11 protein-coding genes are annotated in these 15,323 nt (G+C 69.3%); 1 reads left to right on the plus strand and 10 read right to left on the minus strand.

Annotated features, from left to right (window positions below; all coding sequences use genetic code 11):
• The first annotated feature begins 23 nt into the window (after positions 1 to 23).
• Entirely contained in the window at positions 24 to 2,210 is a 2,187-nt protein-coding gene (gene glgB, locus FJM51_RS18375) for a 1,4-alpha-glucan branching protein GlgB (protein WP_140455628.1), read from the plus strand.
• A gap of 21 nt (positions 2,211 to 2,231) precedes the next feature.
• Here the strand turns inward: glgB and FJM51_RS18380 are convergent, their stop codons facing one another.
• The 10 genes from FJM51_RS18380 to FJM51_RS18420 form a co-directional block, all read right to left on the minus strand.
• Positions 2,232 to 3,455, minus strand: coding sequence for a hypothetical protein (locus tag FJM51_RS18380; protein ID WP_140455595.1), 1,224 nt, complete (start codon positions 3,453 to 3,455; stop codon positions 2,232 to 2,234).
• 11 nt (positions 3,456 to 3,466) lie between these two features.
• Positions 3,467 to 4,378 (minus strand): glycosyltransferase family 2 protein, encoded by a 912-nt coding sequence (locus FJM51_RS18385; RefSeq protein WP_181164624.1) that lies wholly within the window; start codon positions 4,376 to 4,378, stop codon positions 3,467 to 3,469.
• Between the two features lie 2 nt (positions 4,379 to 4,380).
• Positions 4,381 to 5,469, minus strand: a complete 1,089-nt coding sequence (locus FJM51_RS18390) for an acyltransferase family protein (RefSeq protein ID WP_140455597.1) — start codon at positions 5,467 to 5,469, stop codon at positions 4,381 to 4,383.
• Entirely contained in the window at positions 5,466 to 6,623 is a 1,158-nt protein-coding gene (locus FJM51_RS18395) for a glycosyltransferase family 4 protein (protein WP_140455598.1), read from the minus strand. Before FJM51_RS18395 ends, FJM51_RS18390 begins: the two co-directional genes overlap by 4 nt.
• Positions 6,624 to 6,633: 10 nt before the next feature.
• Positions 6,634 to 8,934 carry a GumC family protein gene (locus FJM51_RS18400; protein ID WP_140455599.1) on the minus strand — a complete coding sequence of 767 codons (2,301 nt, stop codon included), beginning with the start codon at positions 8,932 to 8,934 and terminating at the stop codon, positions 6,634 to 6,636.
• Entirely contained in the window at positions 8,934 to 10,076 is a 1,143-nt protein-coding gene (locus FJM51_RS18405; protein ID WP_140455600.1) for a glycosyltransferase family 4 protein, read from the minus strand. Before FJM51_RS18405 ends, FJM51_RS18400 begins: the two co-directional genes overlap by 1 nt.
• Positions 10,073 to 11,299 (minus strand): glycoside hydrolase family 5 protein, encoded by a 1,227-nt coding sequence (locus FJM51_RS18410; protein WP_181164625.1) that lies wholly within the window; start codon positions 11,297 to 11,299, stop codon positions 10,073 to 10,075. Before FJM51_RS18410 ends, FJM51_RS18405 begins: the two co-directional genes overlap by 4 nt.
• Positions 11,296 to 12,606, minus strand: a complete 1,311-nt coding sequence (locus FJM51_RS23860; protein WP_181164626.1) for a lipopolysaccharide biosynthesis protein — start codon at positions 12,604 to 12,606, stop codon at positions 11,296 to 11,298. Before FJM51_RS23860 ends, FJM51_RS18410 begins: the two co-directional genes overlap by 4 nt.
• 29 nt (positions 12,607 to 12,635) lie before the next feature.
• Complete coding sequence (locus FJM51_RS18415; RefSeq protein ID WP_140455602.1) at positions 12,636 to 13,808, minus strand: DUF1972 domain-containing protein; 1,173 nt, start codon at positions 13,806 to 13,808, stop codon at positions 12,636 to 12,638.
• A gap of 333 nt (positions 13,809 to 14,141) precedes the next feature.
• Positions 14,142 to 15,182 (minus strand): glycosyltransferase family 47 protein, encoded by a 1,041-nt coding sequence (locus FJM51_RS18420; RefSeq protein ID WP_140455603.1) that lies wholly within the window; start codon positions 15,180 to 15,182, stop codon positions 14,142 to 14,144.
• Between the last annotated feature and the right edge of the window lie 141 nt (positions 15,183 to 15,323).

Genomic DNA, 15,323 nt, shown 5'->3' on the forward strand with positions numbered 1-15,323 from the left:
CGCGCCTCTCTGCCCGCCCCGGCCTGCCGGACACCGCCCCGCCCGCCGAGGAGATCGAGGCGATCCTGCGCGGCCGCCAGGGCGATCCTTTCCGCTGGCTCGGCGTGCAGGAGGCGGGCGGCCAGCTGGTCGCCAACGTCTTCGCCCCCGACGCCTCCGAGGTCTCGGTCCTGGACATGTCCGGCGCGGTTGTCGCGCGCCTCGCGCCGGTCGGCAACGAGGGCTTCTTCCACGGCCCCCTCGGCCGGAGCGACCGCTTCGAATACCGGCTGCGCCTCTCCGATGCCACCGGCCACGTCCGGGAGGTCGCCGACCCCTACGGCTTCGGCCCGGTGCTGGGCGACATGGACGAATATCTGCTCGGCGAGGGCCGGCATGAGGAGCTCTACCGCCGCCTCGGCGCGCATCCGATGACCCATGGCGGCGTCGAGGGCACAGCCTTCGCCGTCTGGGCGCCGAATGCCCGCCGCGTCTCGGTCGTCGGTCCCTTCAACGCCTGGGACGGCCGCCGGCATGCGATGCGCCGCCGCGGCTTCACCGGCGTCTGGGAGATCTTCGTTCCCGGCCTCGCGCGCGGCGAGATCTACAAGTACGAGATCGTCGGCGCCTACGGCCAGACCCTGCCGCTCAAGGCCGATCCCGTCGGCACCTGGGCCGAGGTGCCCCCCGGCACCGCCTCGCGCGTCCACGGCCTCGTCCGCCACGAATGGACCGACGCCGGCTGGATGGAGGCGCGGGCGAAGGACCATCGCGCCGAGCCGGTCTCGATCTACGAGGTTCATCCCGCGAGCTGGCGCCGCGGCGACGGGAACACGCTGATGTCCTACGCCGACATGGCGGGGCAGCTGATCGACTACGTGACGGAGATGGGCTTCACCCATGTCGAGTTCCTTCCCGTCTCCGAGCACCCGTTCTCGGGAAGCTGGGGCTACCAGCCCATCGGCCTCTTCGCGCCGACCGCGCGTTTCGGCACGCCCGAGGACTTCGCGGATCTGGTGGACCGGCTGCACAACGCCGGCATCGGGGTCATCGTGGACTGGGTGCCGGCGCATTTCCCGACCGACGCGCACGGCCTCGGCCAGTTCGACGGCACCGCGCTCTATGAACACGCCGATCCCCGGCAGGGCTTCCACCAGGACTGGAACACGCTGATCTACAATTTCGGCCGCCGCGAGGTCGCGAATTTCCTGCGCGCCTCAGGCACCTTCTGGTTGAGGGAACTGCACGTGGACGCGCTGCGCGTCGACGCGGTCGCCTCCATGCTCTACCTCGACTACTCCCGAAGCGAGGGCGAATGGATCCCGAACCGCTACGGCGGCCGCGAGAATCTCGACGCGATCGACTTCCTCAAGGGCACCAACGAGGTCGCCCATGCCTATGCCCCCGGCGCGATGACGCTGGCCGAGGAAAGCACCGCTTGGCCCGGCGTCTCGCGCCCCGTGCCGGAGGGGGGGCTCGGGTTCGATTTCAAGTGGAACATGGGCTGGATGCACGACACCCTGGACTACATGAGCCAGGATCCGATCTACCGCAGGTACCACCACGACAGGATGACCTTCGGCCTGGTCTATGCCTTTTCGGAAAACTTCGTCCTGCCGCTCAGCCATGACGAGGTCGTCCACGGCAAGGGCTCGATGCTCGGCAAGATGCCCGGCGACCGCTGGCGGAAGTTCGCGAACCTGCGCGCCTATTACGGCTTCATGTGGGGGCATCCGGGCAAGAAGCTCCTGTTCATGGGCGGGGAATTCGCGCAGGAGCGCGAGTGGAACCATGACCAGTCGCTCGACTGGCACCTCCTCGAGGATCCGATGCACGAGGGCGTCCGCCTGCTCGTGCGCGACCTCAACGCTCTCTACCGCGCCCAACCCGGCCTTCATGCGCGCGACTGCGATCCGCGCGGCTTCCAGTGGATCGACGTGAGCGACAATGAGAGCAATGTCTTCTCCTTCGTTCGCCACGGCGAGGAGGGGTCGAAGCCGGTCGTGGTGATCTCGAACATGTCTCCCGTCGTGCGCGAGAATTACCGGGTCGGCTTGCCCCGCGCCGGCGGATGGATCGAAGTGCTGAATACCGACGCCGGGGAATACGGCGGTTCCGGGGTCGGCAACGGCGGAGCGGTCACTGCGTCGGAGGGCGAGAGCCACGGACTGCCCGCGCATGCGACGCTGACCCTGCCGCCTCTGGCGACGCTCTTCCTCACCGTCGAATAGCGCGCGGCCGGCAGGGAAGCTTCAGCGGGGGAGGGCGGCCTCCCGCTCGCGCAGGGCGTTGCTCGCGGCCCAGATCGTGGCGAAGACGATGCCGCCGTCTCCGGTCAGGAGGTTGGCCGAGGTGGTGCTCATCAGCAGCGCGAAGGCGCCCGCGAAGCCGAGTGCCCGTTCGAGCGGGCGGCGCGCCATCAGGCAGCGGTGCGATACCACGGCGCAGATCGCCGCCGTGGTCACGAGCCAGGCGAGCCAGGCGAGACCGCCGATCCCCGCGATGCCGATGGGGCCGAGATCCTCGAAATAGAGGCTGACGCGCAGCATCTCCTGCGCCTTGCTGAAATCCGCCGCCATGCCGAAGCCGATCAGCGTATGGGCCTCGAAGAGATCGGCGGCGACGGAGAGCGTTTCGGCGCGGAGCCGGAGCGTCGGCATGTCCTGCGCGAGCAGCGCGCGCGACAGTTCCGGCGCCATCATGGAGCCGACGAGGCCGATCACGAGAAGCCCGACGGGGACGGCGGGCAGCATCCAGGCGAGCAGGCGGTCCGCGCGCAGGAACCACGCGACCAGCAGCAGGAGCAGGATGGCGCTCGGCACCCGCGATTGCGCGAGAAGGAAGGCGGCCAGCGCGGCGGCGAGTGCGAGCCAGGCGAGCGGGCCCGGCAGCACGCCCGTCCGCCCGCCCGAGAGGAAGAGCAGGAGCGCCCCCGCCGAGGCGAGAAAGTAGACCCGGCGGCTCCGGAACGGGTCGTTGAGGATCAGCGAGACGTCCGGGGCGTTCTGGAACCCGTCGGCGAAGACGACGACGGAGGCGAGAAGCACGTAGAGCGTGGCGTAGCCGAGCAGGATCAGCGCGATGATCCGCAATCCCTCCTCGACGCCGAGCCGCCGGCAGAGGCAGAACACCGGGAAATACAGCAGCGCGCCGCTGATCGCGCCGAGCGCGCGGTAGTCGTTGGGCGAGTCCGAGCGCATCGAGAAGACCATCAGCGACACGAGGACGAGGATCACCACGTTGAGGAAGAAGACGAAGGGAAAGATGGAGTAGACCCCTTCCGCGAGCACCAGAAGCCCGATGGTGCCGCTCGCGATGACGAGGAGCAGTCCCAGGGAGGCGACGGGCGGCAGGACGAAGAGCATCAGCCGCGAATACTGGACCAGGGTCAGCAGGAAGAGCCCGGCGGAGGCCGCCGCGAGTGGGTTGAACAGGGCGAAGGGGGACGCGCGGCCCATCGCGCGCGGGGCGATCATTTCTCCGCTCCCTAGCCGTAACACGACGGAAGCGCCCCGGTCAGCCCGGCGATCCGGCCCGCGGCGCCGGCGAAACGCTGGCGCATGACGATGCGCGGCCGCCGGTTCGTTGCGAACCGCAGCAGCCCGCCGCCCACCTCCTTCAGCGCCGAGCCGACCTCCCGCCGCCAGGCGGCCAGTTCCCCGTCGAGCATCCGCGAGATCCGCGCGGAATTGGCGGCGGAGGTCCTGTGGCGCGACAGGATCCAGGCCTCGGCGCAGCGGTGCTCCGGTACGGGCTCCACCACGCGGGCGCCCGCGACCCATTCCATCCGCTCCCCACGCGCGAGCGCGCTCCGGAAAAGGTAGGTGTCCTCCCCGCCGCTCCGGGCGAAATCGGGGTGAAAGAGCTCCGGACCCCGGGCTTCGAAAAACCGGCGCCGCACCGCGAGGTTGTTGGCGCTGCGAAGCCGGGGAACGGGACCGGAGGACGCGTAGGGAACGCCGAACATCTCGAGGCCGCGGATCTCCCCGGGGGTCGCCGGGGGAAAGGTGTAGAGGGTGGGTCCGCCGAGCAGATCCGCCTCGCCCCCGCGCACCGCCTCCGCCAGCCGCTCCAGCCACTCCGGTTCGGCATGGGAATCGTCGTCGAGCATCGCGACCGCCTCGACCGGATAGCGTGCGAAGGCGTGGCTGAGCCCCGCGTTGCGGTTTTGGCTGAGCCCGCGCGCGGGCACGGAGATCCAGGAGATCTCGCACCCGGGCCGCTCCGATTTCCACGCCCGCGCCACCGCGATCCCGGCGGCGGCCTCGGCGTCGTTGTCCGCGACGACGATGGGGAAGTCCGCGACGGTCTGCGCCGCGAGGCTCTCCAGCGCCAGGGCGAGGCCTTCCGGGCGGCGGAAGGTCGGGATCAGCACCGCGACGGGGCAGGGGGTGTCCATCCTCATCCCCCCTTGGGAACCGCCTGTTCGACCGGGACCGGCGTGAAGCGGCGCGCGATCCTGAGGAGCGGGCGCTCGATCACGACATAGGTGATCCAGCCCGCCGCCAGTCCCGAGGCGAGCCCGGCGAGGCCGAAGGCGAGATAGGCGAGGCCGGCGGGTTCCGCGCCGAGCAGTTTCGGGGCGATCACCGCGAGCGCGCCGATCGGGAACATGTGGAAGAGATAGGCCGAGTAGGAGGCCGAGCCGAACCGTTCGAGCGCGCGCAGGCGCGGCCAAGCGCCCGCCCGCTCCATCGCGACGGTGGCGAGCAGCGTGGTCGCGGAGAAGGTCACGACGATCGCCTGGAGCCACATGCTCGGATAATTGTCCGTGAGCCCCGCCGCCGCGGCGACGAGCACGGCGGTCGAGGCGAGGCAGAGCAGGCCGAGCGCGCGCCACGACGCGGCCACCAGGCCCGGCCGCAGGCAGTAGACGAGCCCCACGACCGCGCCGGCGGCGAAGCCCAGCACGTCGTAGCCGGTGACGAAGCGCGCGATCGGGTTCTCGAAGTCGACGAGCCGTCCGAGGGTCGCGAGCCCGACCATCAGCGCGCAGAGGACGATCGTCCGCTGGGTCCGGTTGAGAAAGCAGAGCGCGGTGAAGCAGAGGTAGAAGAACATCTCGTAGTTCAACGTCCAGCCGAGCTTCACGAAGGGTTCGATATGGCCGGGATTGCCCGGCCGCTCCATCGGGATGAAGAGCAGCGAGCCGATGAAATGCGCCGCGTCGAAGACCGTGTGCCGGAAGAACGGCAGGCCGAGCCAGGCCATCGCGCCGACGAGCACGGTGATGAACCAGTAGAGCGGACAGATCCGCAGCAGGCGCCGGACCAGGAAATCCCAGGGGTCGAAGCGCCCCTCGGGCGTGATCACGGTCATGATGAAGCCGCTGATCACGAAGAACAGCGTCACCCCGATCCGCCCGGCGGTCCAGGGCCAGAGCGGCGGCTGGGAGAGCAGGTGGGCGAAGGCATGGGCGCAGATCACCGTGCCGGCGGCGAGCGCGCGCAGGCACTGGATCGACTCGATCTCCAGACGCTGGCCGCTCATCTCGAGGCTCCGAAGGGTGTGGGGGCGGGCGCGCCCGCGGGCCGCCTCGGACCGGCGAGGCAGGCGGCGACGATGTCCCGGAAGCCGGCGCGGTAGCGCTCCCGGGAATAGGTGGCGAGGAAGCGGCGGCGGCCCGCCTCGCCCATGGCCGGGGCGCGGGCCATCACATCGGCGAGCGCGGCGCGCAGGGCCTCGGGATCCCCGGGTGCGAACAGCCGCCCGGTCTCGCCGTCGACGACGATCTCGGCCAGCCCGCCATGGTTCGCCGCGATGACCGGCCGGCCGGCCGACATCGCCTCGATCGCGACGAGGCCGAAGGGCTCGGGCCGGAGGGACGGGACGACGAGGGCGTCCGCCCAGGCGAGGCTCCGCCCCGGATCGGGCTGGAAGCCCGCGAATTCGACCATGCCTTCGAGATGCTCGGCGGCGAAGCGCCGCAGCGCGTCGAGCCGGGCCTCTTCCTCGAACCCCGCGCCCACCACCCGGAGCCGGATCCTCCGGCGAAGCTCCCCGGGCGCCGCCGCGAGGGCTTCCAGCAGGAAATCCTGCCCCTTCCAGGCGTTGATCCGCCCGAGCATCAGGAGGTTGAAGATCGCGCCGCCGGGCGCCGGGGGCGGCGCGGGGGCGAAGGCGTCGGGCACGGCATTGGGCAGCACGGCCCAGAGCCGTCCGGCGGGCGCCGTCCCGAAGGCGGCGCGGGTCGCGCGGGAATTGAAGACGGCCGAGGCGCCGGAGAGGATCGCGAGCCCCCGCACCAGCCGGGCGAAGGGGCCGGAGGGGATCTCGCGGATATGGATCAGCGCCGGGACGGACAGCGCGCGCAGCGCCACCATGTAGTCGAAGACGACCGAGGTGTTGACGTAGACGAAATCGCTTCGCCGGATCCGCCGCCCGGCGCGGAGCACGGCGGCGGGGAAGACGAGGCACCGGCCGAGGAGCCAGAGCGCCCCCCGGGAGCGGCGCGGCACCCAGATGTCCTCGAACTCCACCGGAACACCCTCCGCCGCGAAGGCCGCGGCCAGCTCCCCGCCCCGGGGCAGGACGACGGTGAGTTCCGCCGGGGCGAATTCCTCGCGCAGCAGCAGGACGTTCATGAGAAAGCTGCGATCGGAGCCGTAGAGCTCGTATCCCTGGTGGATGCAAACTATCCGCATGTCGGGCCCGCTATCGATCGTAGTAGGTGGAATATTTCAGCTGCGCCGAAAGCGCGGTGTCGCGGCTGATCCGCGCCGCCGCGCGCTTGCCCACGCGGCTCAGCACCACGCCGGCGAATTGCGACCGCCTGGCGCGCAGGCTCGATACGCCCTCCGCCGCGGTCTCGAGCGATGTGCTGCGCCAGCGCACCACGTAGAGGATGCGGTCCGCGAGCGGCACGATGCCGCGCGCGTCGGCGAAGACCATCGTCGGCGGCAGGTCGATGATCACGATGTCCTTCGCGGCGGCGATCGCGCGGATGAGATCGGCGAAGGCCTCGGTGCCGAGCATGTCGGGCGAGACCTTGGACCCGCTGGCGGCGCGGAAGGTGAAGAGTTCGAGGCCGAAGGCCGCGGGGTCGCGATAGCAGAGCGTCTCGACGCCCTTGGGCCCGGTCAGCCCCGCCGGCGTCGCCTCCGCCGGATCGATGCCGAGCGCGCGCAGCAGCGTCGGCTTGCGCAGGTCGCAGTCGACGAGCGCGACGGTCAGGCCCGCCTCCCAGTAGGAGGTGGCGAGCATCGTGGAGACGGTGGTCTTGCCCTCCCCGGGCACCGAGGAGGCGACCATGACGATCCGGCGCTGCGAGGCGGGGCCGGGGATGGCGGAGCGGATCATCCGGAAGGTCTCGCGGATGATGCGCGAGCGCGGCGCGTCGGTCAGGCGCAGCGGCGACACCCGCCGGATGTGCCTCTCCTCGGGCACCGAGGCGATGACCGGCAGGCCGAGCGCCGCCTGCACGCTCCTGGGCGTGAGCGCCGAGCGGCCGAGAACGGCGCGCAGGCAGATGATGCCCGCGCCGAGGCCGAGGCCGAGCAGGGTGGCCGCGAGCACCGCGAGCTTGCGCCGGCTGGATACGGGCCGCAGCGGCGGGTCGGCCTTCGCGAGCACGCGCATCGAGCCCTGGCCGAGGCCCTTCGCGTCGGAGATCTGGTGCAGCCGCTCCAGCACGCCCTCGTAGACGGAATGCGTGGCATCGGCCATGTATTCGAGCTGCCGCAGCTCGACCTGCTGCGCCTCCTGCTCCCGGGCGAGCGCCTCCAGCGCCGTGAGGTTCCGGCGCAGCGATTCCACCTGCGACCGGCTCGACTCGAGCGAGAGGGTGACGCTCGTCAGCAGGTTGCGGGCCTCCGAGTCGATGACCTCCTCCGCCGCCGCGATCTGCGCGTCGATCCGGCGCACGGCGTCGTGGGTCGGAGAGAAGACCGCGAGCAGCTGCCGGCGCTCCGACATCAGGTTCGACCGGTTGGTGATCGCCCCCGAGGCGGCCTGCGACCGCAGGAGTTCCGGAATGCCGGACGGATCGCCCCCCTCCTTCAGGAAGTGTTCGAGCTGGTTCTCGCGGGTCTCGAACTCCACCACGGTGTTCTGCACCCGCGTCATCTCCGCCGTGGTGGCGGAAATCTCCTGCTGGGTGACTTCGGGGGACTGCCCGGTGCTCCGCGCGATCTCGACCCGCTTGCGCTGCGCGGCCTCCTCGGCGCCGCTCGCCTCCATGGCCAGGGCCTCGGCGCGCGAGGTCAGGAGGTTCGCGGCGCGCTGCGACTGCGCGATCTGGAACTCGAGCTCGCCGATCCGGTACTGCTCGGTGAAGGCCTGGGCGATGGCGGCGGCGGTTTCCGGAGTCTCGGCCGTGATGTCGATCTCCACGACGCGGGAGTTCGGGATCGTCCGGATCGCCAGCATCTTCATCACCGTGTCCACCACCTCGGAGCGCAGGCGCTCCTCCGGGCTCATCCCGGCCAGCTCGGCGGGGTCCGGGGCGACCTCGGCCTCGCGGCCGAGCCGGGTCCGGATCCCGGATTTCACCCGGTCGACGAGCGCGGCGATCCGGGCGCGCGGCGAGACCTCCTCCGCCTCCTCGGGGCGGAGCGCCGGGTTGAACTCCGGATTCCCGGTCAGGTGGAGGCTGTCGACCACCCGCTCCGCGAGGTCGCGGGAGGTCAGGACCTCGATCTCGTTCTGGACCGGGGGCAGGTCGCTGTAGCGCCGGGTGAAGAGCTCGTTGATGTCGGTCGTCTGCCCGGAATTGTCGAAGAGCACCTTGGTCGTCGCCCGGTAGAGCGGCGGGCCGAAGGAGGTGGCGAGGATCGCGAGGCCGACGGCCAGCGCGAGGCAGAGCGCGAGCGTCCGCCATCCCTGGCGAAGCTGGTCCAGCACCCAGCGCAGATCCATGAAACCGTCCGGGGCGCGGCTCGCGGGGCTGTGGTATTCGTCCGGCTCGATGGTCGAGAGTTCCGGCCGTTGTGAGCCGTGATGTATCACATGCGCCATTATCCCTCACCCCCCGCGCCCTGCGCCACGGGATCGCCCGGGCCGGCCGGCCCCGGGCGGGACCGCGCGGCCTCTCCCTCCGCCTCCGGATCCAGGAGCGCCAGGAAGATCTCGCCGAGCCCCGCCGAGACGACCTCCGGATCGAGCGCGCTCAGGTCCGGCGCCCGCGCGGCGGGTTCCGAGGCGAGGGCCGAGGCGAGGGCGGGGGCGTCGAGCTCGTCGAAGAGGGTGATCCAGCCCTCGCCCACCATGGCGCCGAGTTCGGGCAGCGCGCCGCGCGCGGGCGCGAGCAGCCGGCGGCCCCCCGACAGCGCGCGCAGCGCGACACCGGAATTGTTCACCCGGCGATGCGCCATGACGACGATGTCGCAGGCGTCGATCAGGCGGTCGAGTTCCTCGTCGGAGAGAAAGCGCGGCAGGAAGCGGATGCGCGGATCCCCCGCGCAGAGTTCGGCGAGCCGCGCGCCATAGGCCGGGTCGAAGGGGCGTCCGGCCACGACGAGCGTGGCCTCGGGCCGGTCGAGCGCGCGGAAGGCCGCGACGAGATCCTCGATCCCCTTGTAAGGCCGGAGCAGCCCGAAGGTCAGAAACACCGGCCCCGCGGGCGGCAGCCCGAGTTCCGCCCGGGCGGCGGCGCGATCCGCCGGCGACGCCGCCCTGAGCGGATAGCGCGGCGGCGGCAGGATCCGGTGGCGATCCCGGGGGATGCCCGGCCACCGCGCGGAAAACTCCGCGATCGAGTCCGCGTTCATGTGGATGAAGAGCCGGACGCGCGGCAGGAAGAACCGCCAGAGGATGGCCTCCGCCCGCGGGAACGCGCCGTCATGCGAGCGGATGTTGTGGACGTGGTAGACGATGGGCACCCCCCGCGCGCGGTAGATCGCGACCGAGAGCAGGAAGGCGGCGAGTTTCGCCAGCGTCCGCCGCGGCGAATGGCCCATCACCACCGCGTCGGGCCAGTGGACGTGGAAGATGTCGGCGCCGCGGAAATTGGACGCGAACCAGTCGTAGGCCCCGAGTTCCGCGCCCCGTGCCTCGAGCGGATCGTAAAGCAGCGAGAGGAAGGTGTTCTCGGACATGCGGCGCGGGAAGCAGCGGACCCTGAGCCCTTCCACCCCGCGGGAATTCCGGGCGCGGCTCACGGGATCGGCTCCGCCTCGGGCGACTTCAGCCCCAGCGCCTCGACGAGTTCGCCGTGCCAGCGGATGTCGCGGTCGGCCACGGTCAGCGCCATGCCCTCGTCATAGCTCCACATCGCCCAGGGCATCCCCCGCGCCTCGGCCGCCTGGCGCACCGCGCCGACCCAGCGCGCGGCGCTGTCGATATCGGCGCCCTGCCATTTGCGCTCCCGCTTCAGCACGCCGAATTCGGAGAGGATGATCCGGTCCGCCGGAATGTCGTGCGCGCGCGCCCAGTCCGCCACCCGGTCGAAATCCGTGGCGATGAAGTCCGGGCCGGCATTCGACGCGTAGTACCTGTCGGCGAGATCGAGCGCCTGACGCGTCGCCGCCTCGCCGAAGCGGGCATAGCCCTCGGTCTTGGGTGCCACTTCGAGAATCCGCGCCCGCGCGCTCTCCAGATCGCCCCGCGCCGCGGGCCAGGCGAGTCCCGTGACCACCCGGTTGCCGGGATCGCCGGACCAGCTGTTGCCCTGATGGGTGAAGACATAGGGGGAGTAGTAGTGGAAGGTGTAATAGAGCCGCTCCGGATCGAGGGGGAGTTCGGCGGGGTCGAGCAGCACGAAGCCGTCGATCGCGCTCCAGCAGGAGCCCGTGACCACCATTCTCGCCTCGTCCGAGGCCGCCGCGACCGCTTCCAGGATCTGGCGCTGGAAGATCGGCCAGACGGGATCGTCGCAGACGCTCGAGGGTTCGTTGATCGTCTCGAACAGGACGTGTTCGAAGCCGAGATCGCCCATCACCGCGATGAGATCGAGGAGCGAGGCGATGTATTGCTCGCGCAGTCCCTCGTCGGCGGCGATCGCGGCGTAGGACACCGTGGAGCCGGCATGGATGTTCAGCATGATGTCGAGGCCCTGCGCGCGGGCGGTCTCGAGCACGGTCCGGATATTGGCGAAGGCGGCGCGGCGCTTGTCGGGGTCCATCGGCAGGAAGGGGCCGGGCGAGATCGGCACGCGGATGAAGTCGAACCCGGCGGCGGCGATCTTCTCCAGATCCGCCCGATAGGATTCGGCGGTATAGGCCGGATAGGCGGGATCGGCGAAGACGACCGGCTTGCTGCCCGGTTTCTGCGCCCTCGGCTTCGTGAACCAGGGATTGACGTTGATGCCGCGCTCGAACGCCTCCGCCGCTCCGCCGGCGCCGAGCGCGATCGCGATCGCCAGCAGAAGACCCCGCGCGATCATGGCCGGACCCCGCCGATCAGCACGGTCGCGGCGAGGGCCATGGCGAGCGCGTAGGTCGGGCGGTGGCCATGCGCGAGGCGGGTGGAGAACCAGATCCCCTTGCCGAAGGCGACCGCCGAGAGGGCGAGGATCATGCCCTGCGCGCCGAAGGCCCATGCGCCGGACACCCCGAACAGGACGGTCGCGCCCAAGGCCACCGTCTGCGCCGCCGCCCGTTCGGACATCCGGCCCCCGGCGAGCATCAGGATCGCGAAATAGCTCTCGTAGGAGCGGCAGATGAACAGGATCGCGAAGGCGGGCCAGAGGTCGTTCAGCGGCATGAAGGCTTCGCCGAGGACATGCGTCACGAAGAAGGGGCCGCCGATCAGCAGGATGGCCATGCCCGAGAGCGAGCCGAGCGCCATGATGCGCGCGAGCGCCGTTTCCTCGCGCGCCCGCGCGGTCTCCTCGGACTGCCGCACGATCTTCGGCACCATCACGTTGATCGTGATCCAGGCGTAGCTCATCACCAGGATGACGAGCCGCGCCCCGGCCGAGTAGATGCCGACCGTCGCGGCCGTGGCGAGCGCGCTCAGGATCAGGATATCCGCCTGGGAGGCCGCGACCGAAAGCGAGGCGTCGACGCAGTAGGACCAGCCGCGCCGGAGCGTTCCGATCACGGGCGAGGCCGCGCGTTCGAGCGAGTCGCGCACGACGGGCCGGCTGAGGAGGGCGAAGAGCGCGAGGGCGAGGGCCAGCGCGCGGGCAACGAGCATCGCGAGCGCGACCGGAAGAAGGCCCTGGTGGAGCAGCCCCGCCGGCACGACCAGGGCGAATTGCAGAAGCGCCGAGGCGGCCGAGACCCCGGTCTCCGTCCGGTAGCAGTCGAGCGCGCGCAGCGCCGCCGCCAGGTAGTCGGTGACGATGGTGGCGATCACCGCGGCGAAGATCAGACCGTAGACCAGCCAGGAGGCGGTCACCCAGAAGGCGCCCACCAGCCCGGCGACGAGGATGGCGGGCAGGCAGAGCACCGCCATCGCGGTGAGATCGCCGCGCAGGATGCCGTGCGCCGCCTGGGGGGCGAGGGCGAGGTCGCGCAGCGCCTTGGTCTGGAAGCCGTAGGCGACGATCAGCCCGATGACCGCCGCGTAGGAGGAGAGCATGACGAGCATGCCCTGATTGGTGGGCCCGAGGATCGGCGCGATGATGATGAAGATCCCCGCGCGGGTGACCATCTTCGACACCGTGGACAGCGCGACGAGGCTGCCCCGGCTGAGGAGGAGGCCGGAGGCCCTGGTCCGAAGTCGAGAGAGGGAACCGCTACTCATCGAAGGTCGGTACTCACTACTGGGAGATCTCAACGTACGAAGAAGCGCCCGACCCTTCGGCGAAAGCGCACCGCGGGCTTCTCCTGCGATATTACGAGGGCCCGCTCGAGCAGCATCTCGTATGATCTCAGAATCCGGCCCCACTGGAAATGGGTCTCGAAACGCTCCCGCGCCGCGTCCCGCGCCTCGGCGATGGCCGCGTCGTCCCGGGCGAGCCGCGCGATCATCTCCGCGCAGTCCTCCTCCGAGCGGAAGTAGAACTGCCGGCGGCCGGTGGTCCAGCGGTTGAACCGGTTGTCATGCGCGAGAACCGCGCTGCCGGCGCCGAGGGCCTCGACGAGCGAGGGATTGGTTCCGCCCACCTGATGGCCGTGGACATAGGCCCGGGCATGGTAGCGCAGACTCCCCAGCATCGGCTTGTCGTAGATGCCGCCGGGGAAATGCACGTAATCGTTCGCCTCCGCGAGAAGCGCGCGATGATAGGCGTTCTCGGGATCGACCTGGCCCAGAACGACCAGATGGAACCCAGGCGGCGCCGCCTGGACGAAGCCGCGGATGATCTCCAGGATCGAGTTCTCGGGCTCCAGCCGCGCGACGGAGAGGAAGTAGCGGTCCGGCGCGATCTCGAACCCCGGAAGCGGGGTCCAGGGCACGTCCCTGAGCGCGTCGGCGCCATAGGGGATCACGATCGGATCGGTGCGCGTCCGGCCCTGAAGATGCGAGCGGATGCGAGGATGGTCGGCGATCACCCGGTTCGCGACATTGGCGCCGATGAGCTCGTTCATCAGGAACCAGAGCTTCGCGGGCAGCGACCATTTGCTCCGCTTCCACTCGATGCCGTCCATGTTGATGACGACGTAACGCCCCTTCAGGCGCTGGTAGATCGCGAGAAACGCCGTGTTGTAGCCCAGGACGAGGTCGATGCCCGGGCGATCCACGCAATCCAGCACGCATTTCACGTCGAAGGTTATCGTGCCGAGCGGATTGTTCGGCCCGTGGATCGTCACGCGCCGGACGCCGTTCCAGGTATCCACCTTCGTGGCCGGATCCGAACTGTCCTGGCAGTAGACGGTCACGCCCCAGCCGATCTCGGTCAGATGGAGGGCGAGGCGCTCCGCGAAAGTCTCGAATCCCCCGTGGTTCGCAGGTATGCCACGAGTTCCGATAATGTTCAGATATCGCTCGGTCTTTCCCCGATACATGTCGCCAGCGCCCCCACACCCGAGCAACCAGAAAATCCACCACTTCACGTAAAGCGGATATGTTCTATCAAAAATATGTCTTTATACAGATAGTTCGCCCTAATGATCGAGAGGTCAAGCGTATTTGAAAAAGAAATCATGGAGTTTATTTTTATTTTATATTGACAAAACGCGTGATTCTGGTGTATGAAACCTGCCCCTTGCAAGTCCACTCGCGTTGTAGTTGATCCAGTTCTTCAAGGGCCATCGCACGGCCCGCCGCGCGCGGCCCTTCGTTGCCGGGCGTGGGCAGCGCGCAGCCCTTCGTTGCCGGGCGCGGGCAGCGCGCAGCCCTCAGGGGAGAGCGAGGACCGCGGGTCGCGCGGGCGCCTCCAGCCCGAGGCTCTGGACCAGGACGCGCTTCATCGGCCAGGGCGCGGTGAGACTCTGGTGCCGCGCCAGATCGAAGATGCGAAGCGCGTGATAGACCGCCCGCGACCGGTTCGACGGCCGATCCGCGAAACTCTCCAGATCCTTCCGGTGCGACGAGTCCAGCAGGAAGGACACCACGTCGCGCCGGATCGCCTCGCGTTTGGAGAGCCACCATTCGCGCATGCGCGCCTGCTCGTCCTCCAGGCGCGCCCTGTCCCGGGTCATCCTCGAGACGTATTCCGCCGCCTGCCGCCAGGTCATGAAGGTCGGGATCGGGTGATCGCCCAGGATTTCGCGGTAGTAGTCCAGGAGAAACCGCTTCTCCACGATCGGGACGCAGCCGAGTTCAAGCGCCTCGTAAACCCGCCCCGTCTCCACGATGACGGTTCCCATCGGAGAGGGGGCGAACACGGTATCGGACATGACCTCGTCGAATGTGTCGGTGGAGCGCTTCCCGTCCTGCGGCGCCGCGCGGTTCCTGTTGATGAAATGCGGCCCTATCGAGGAGAGGGCGTTCACCATGCTCTGGCGGCTGGCCTTGATCTCGCCCAGGAACGACCAGACGTAGGTCCTCTCGCCCGCGGGCCGCGGCGCCCTGGGCGTTCCGGTCCCGACGTAGTATCCGAGCGGGACGGAGCGTATCCCGGGGCCTTTCGCCAGCAGGGTGGGGAAATTCCGGATCACCCCGTCGAAATGCCGGTAGGAGCGGTAGTTGCTGGTGAACCATTCGTCTCCGACATGGACCAGGAGCAGCGCGCCTCCCAGCTTCCGGCATGCCTCGAAGTATCTGTCGGTTTCCTCCCCGACATATTTCGTGACGTGAATTCCCGGCCGCGGCTTCGAATAATCCAGATCGAATGTTTCGTTCAGTGAAAAGTCGTTCACCAGGAAACGTATCCAGTCCCTCTCCCAGAGGTCCCCGGCATGCCATGTGATGTCGATCGTGTCGGATCCATCCAGCATGAGAATGCATTCCCCCCGAATACGCGTCTCGAAATGGTAATGGCATCCCAAAAAACTCGTCAACCAGAATTGAGCGGAATTATCGATTCCATCCTGGATGATTTCGCGGGGCCACTCTCCAACTTGCAACTATGAGGTGAT

The sequence above is a fragment of the Amaricoccus solimangrovi genome (genome assembly GCF_006385685.1).
Classification (GTDB): Bacteria; Pseudomonadota; Alphaproteobacteria; order Rhodobacterales; family Rhodobacteraceae; genus Amaricoccus; species Amaricoccus solimangrovi.

Bases quoted from the DNA above. Each gene is read 5' to 3' on its own strand.
- FJM51_RS18410 (WP_181164625.1), bottom strand. From the start codon at position 11,299: ATGATCGCGCGGGGTCTTCTGCTGGCGATCGCGATCGCGCTCGGCGCC.
- FJM51_RS18415 (WP_140455602.1), bottom strand. From the start codon at position 13,808: ATGTATCGGGGAAAGACCGAGCGATATCTGAACATTATCGGAACTCGT.
- FJM51_RS23860 (WP_181164626.1), bottom strand. From the start codon at position 12,606: ATGAGTAGCGGTTCCCTCTCTCGACTTCGGACCAGGGCCTCCGGCCTC.
- FJM51_RS18380 (WP_140455595.1), bottom strand. From the start codon at position 3,455: ATGATCGCCCCGCGCGCGATGGGCCGCGCGTCCCCCTTCGCCCTGTTC.
- FJM51_RS18385 (WP_181164624.1), bottom strand. From the start codon at position 4,378: ATGGACACCCCCTGCCCCGTCGCGGTGCTGATCCCGACCTTCCGCCGC.
- FJM51_RS18390 (WP_140455597.1), bottom strand. From the start codon at position 5,469: ATGAGCGGCCAGCGTCTGGAGATCGAGTCGATCCAGTGCCTGCGCGCG.
- FJM51_RS18400 (WP_140455599.1), bottom strand. From the start codon at position 8,934: ATGGCGCATGTGATACATCACGGCTCACAACGGCCGGAACTCTCGACC.
- FJM51_RS18395 (WP_140455598.1), bottom strand. From the start codon at position 6,623: ATGCGGATAGTTTGCATCCACCAGGGATACGAGCTCTACGGCTCCGAT.
- FJM51_RS18420 (WP_140455603.1), bottom strand. From the start codon at position 15,182: ATGCTGGATGGATCCGACACGATCGACATCACATGGCATGCCGGGGAC.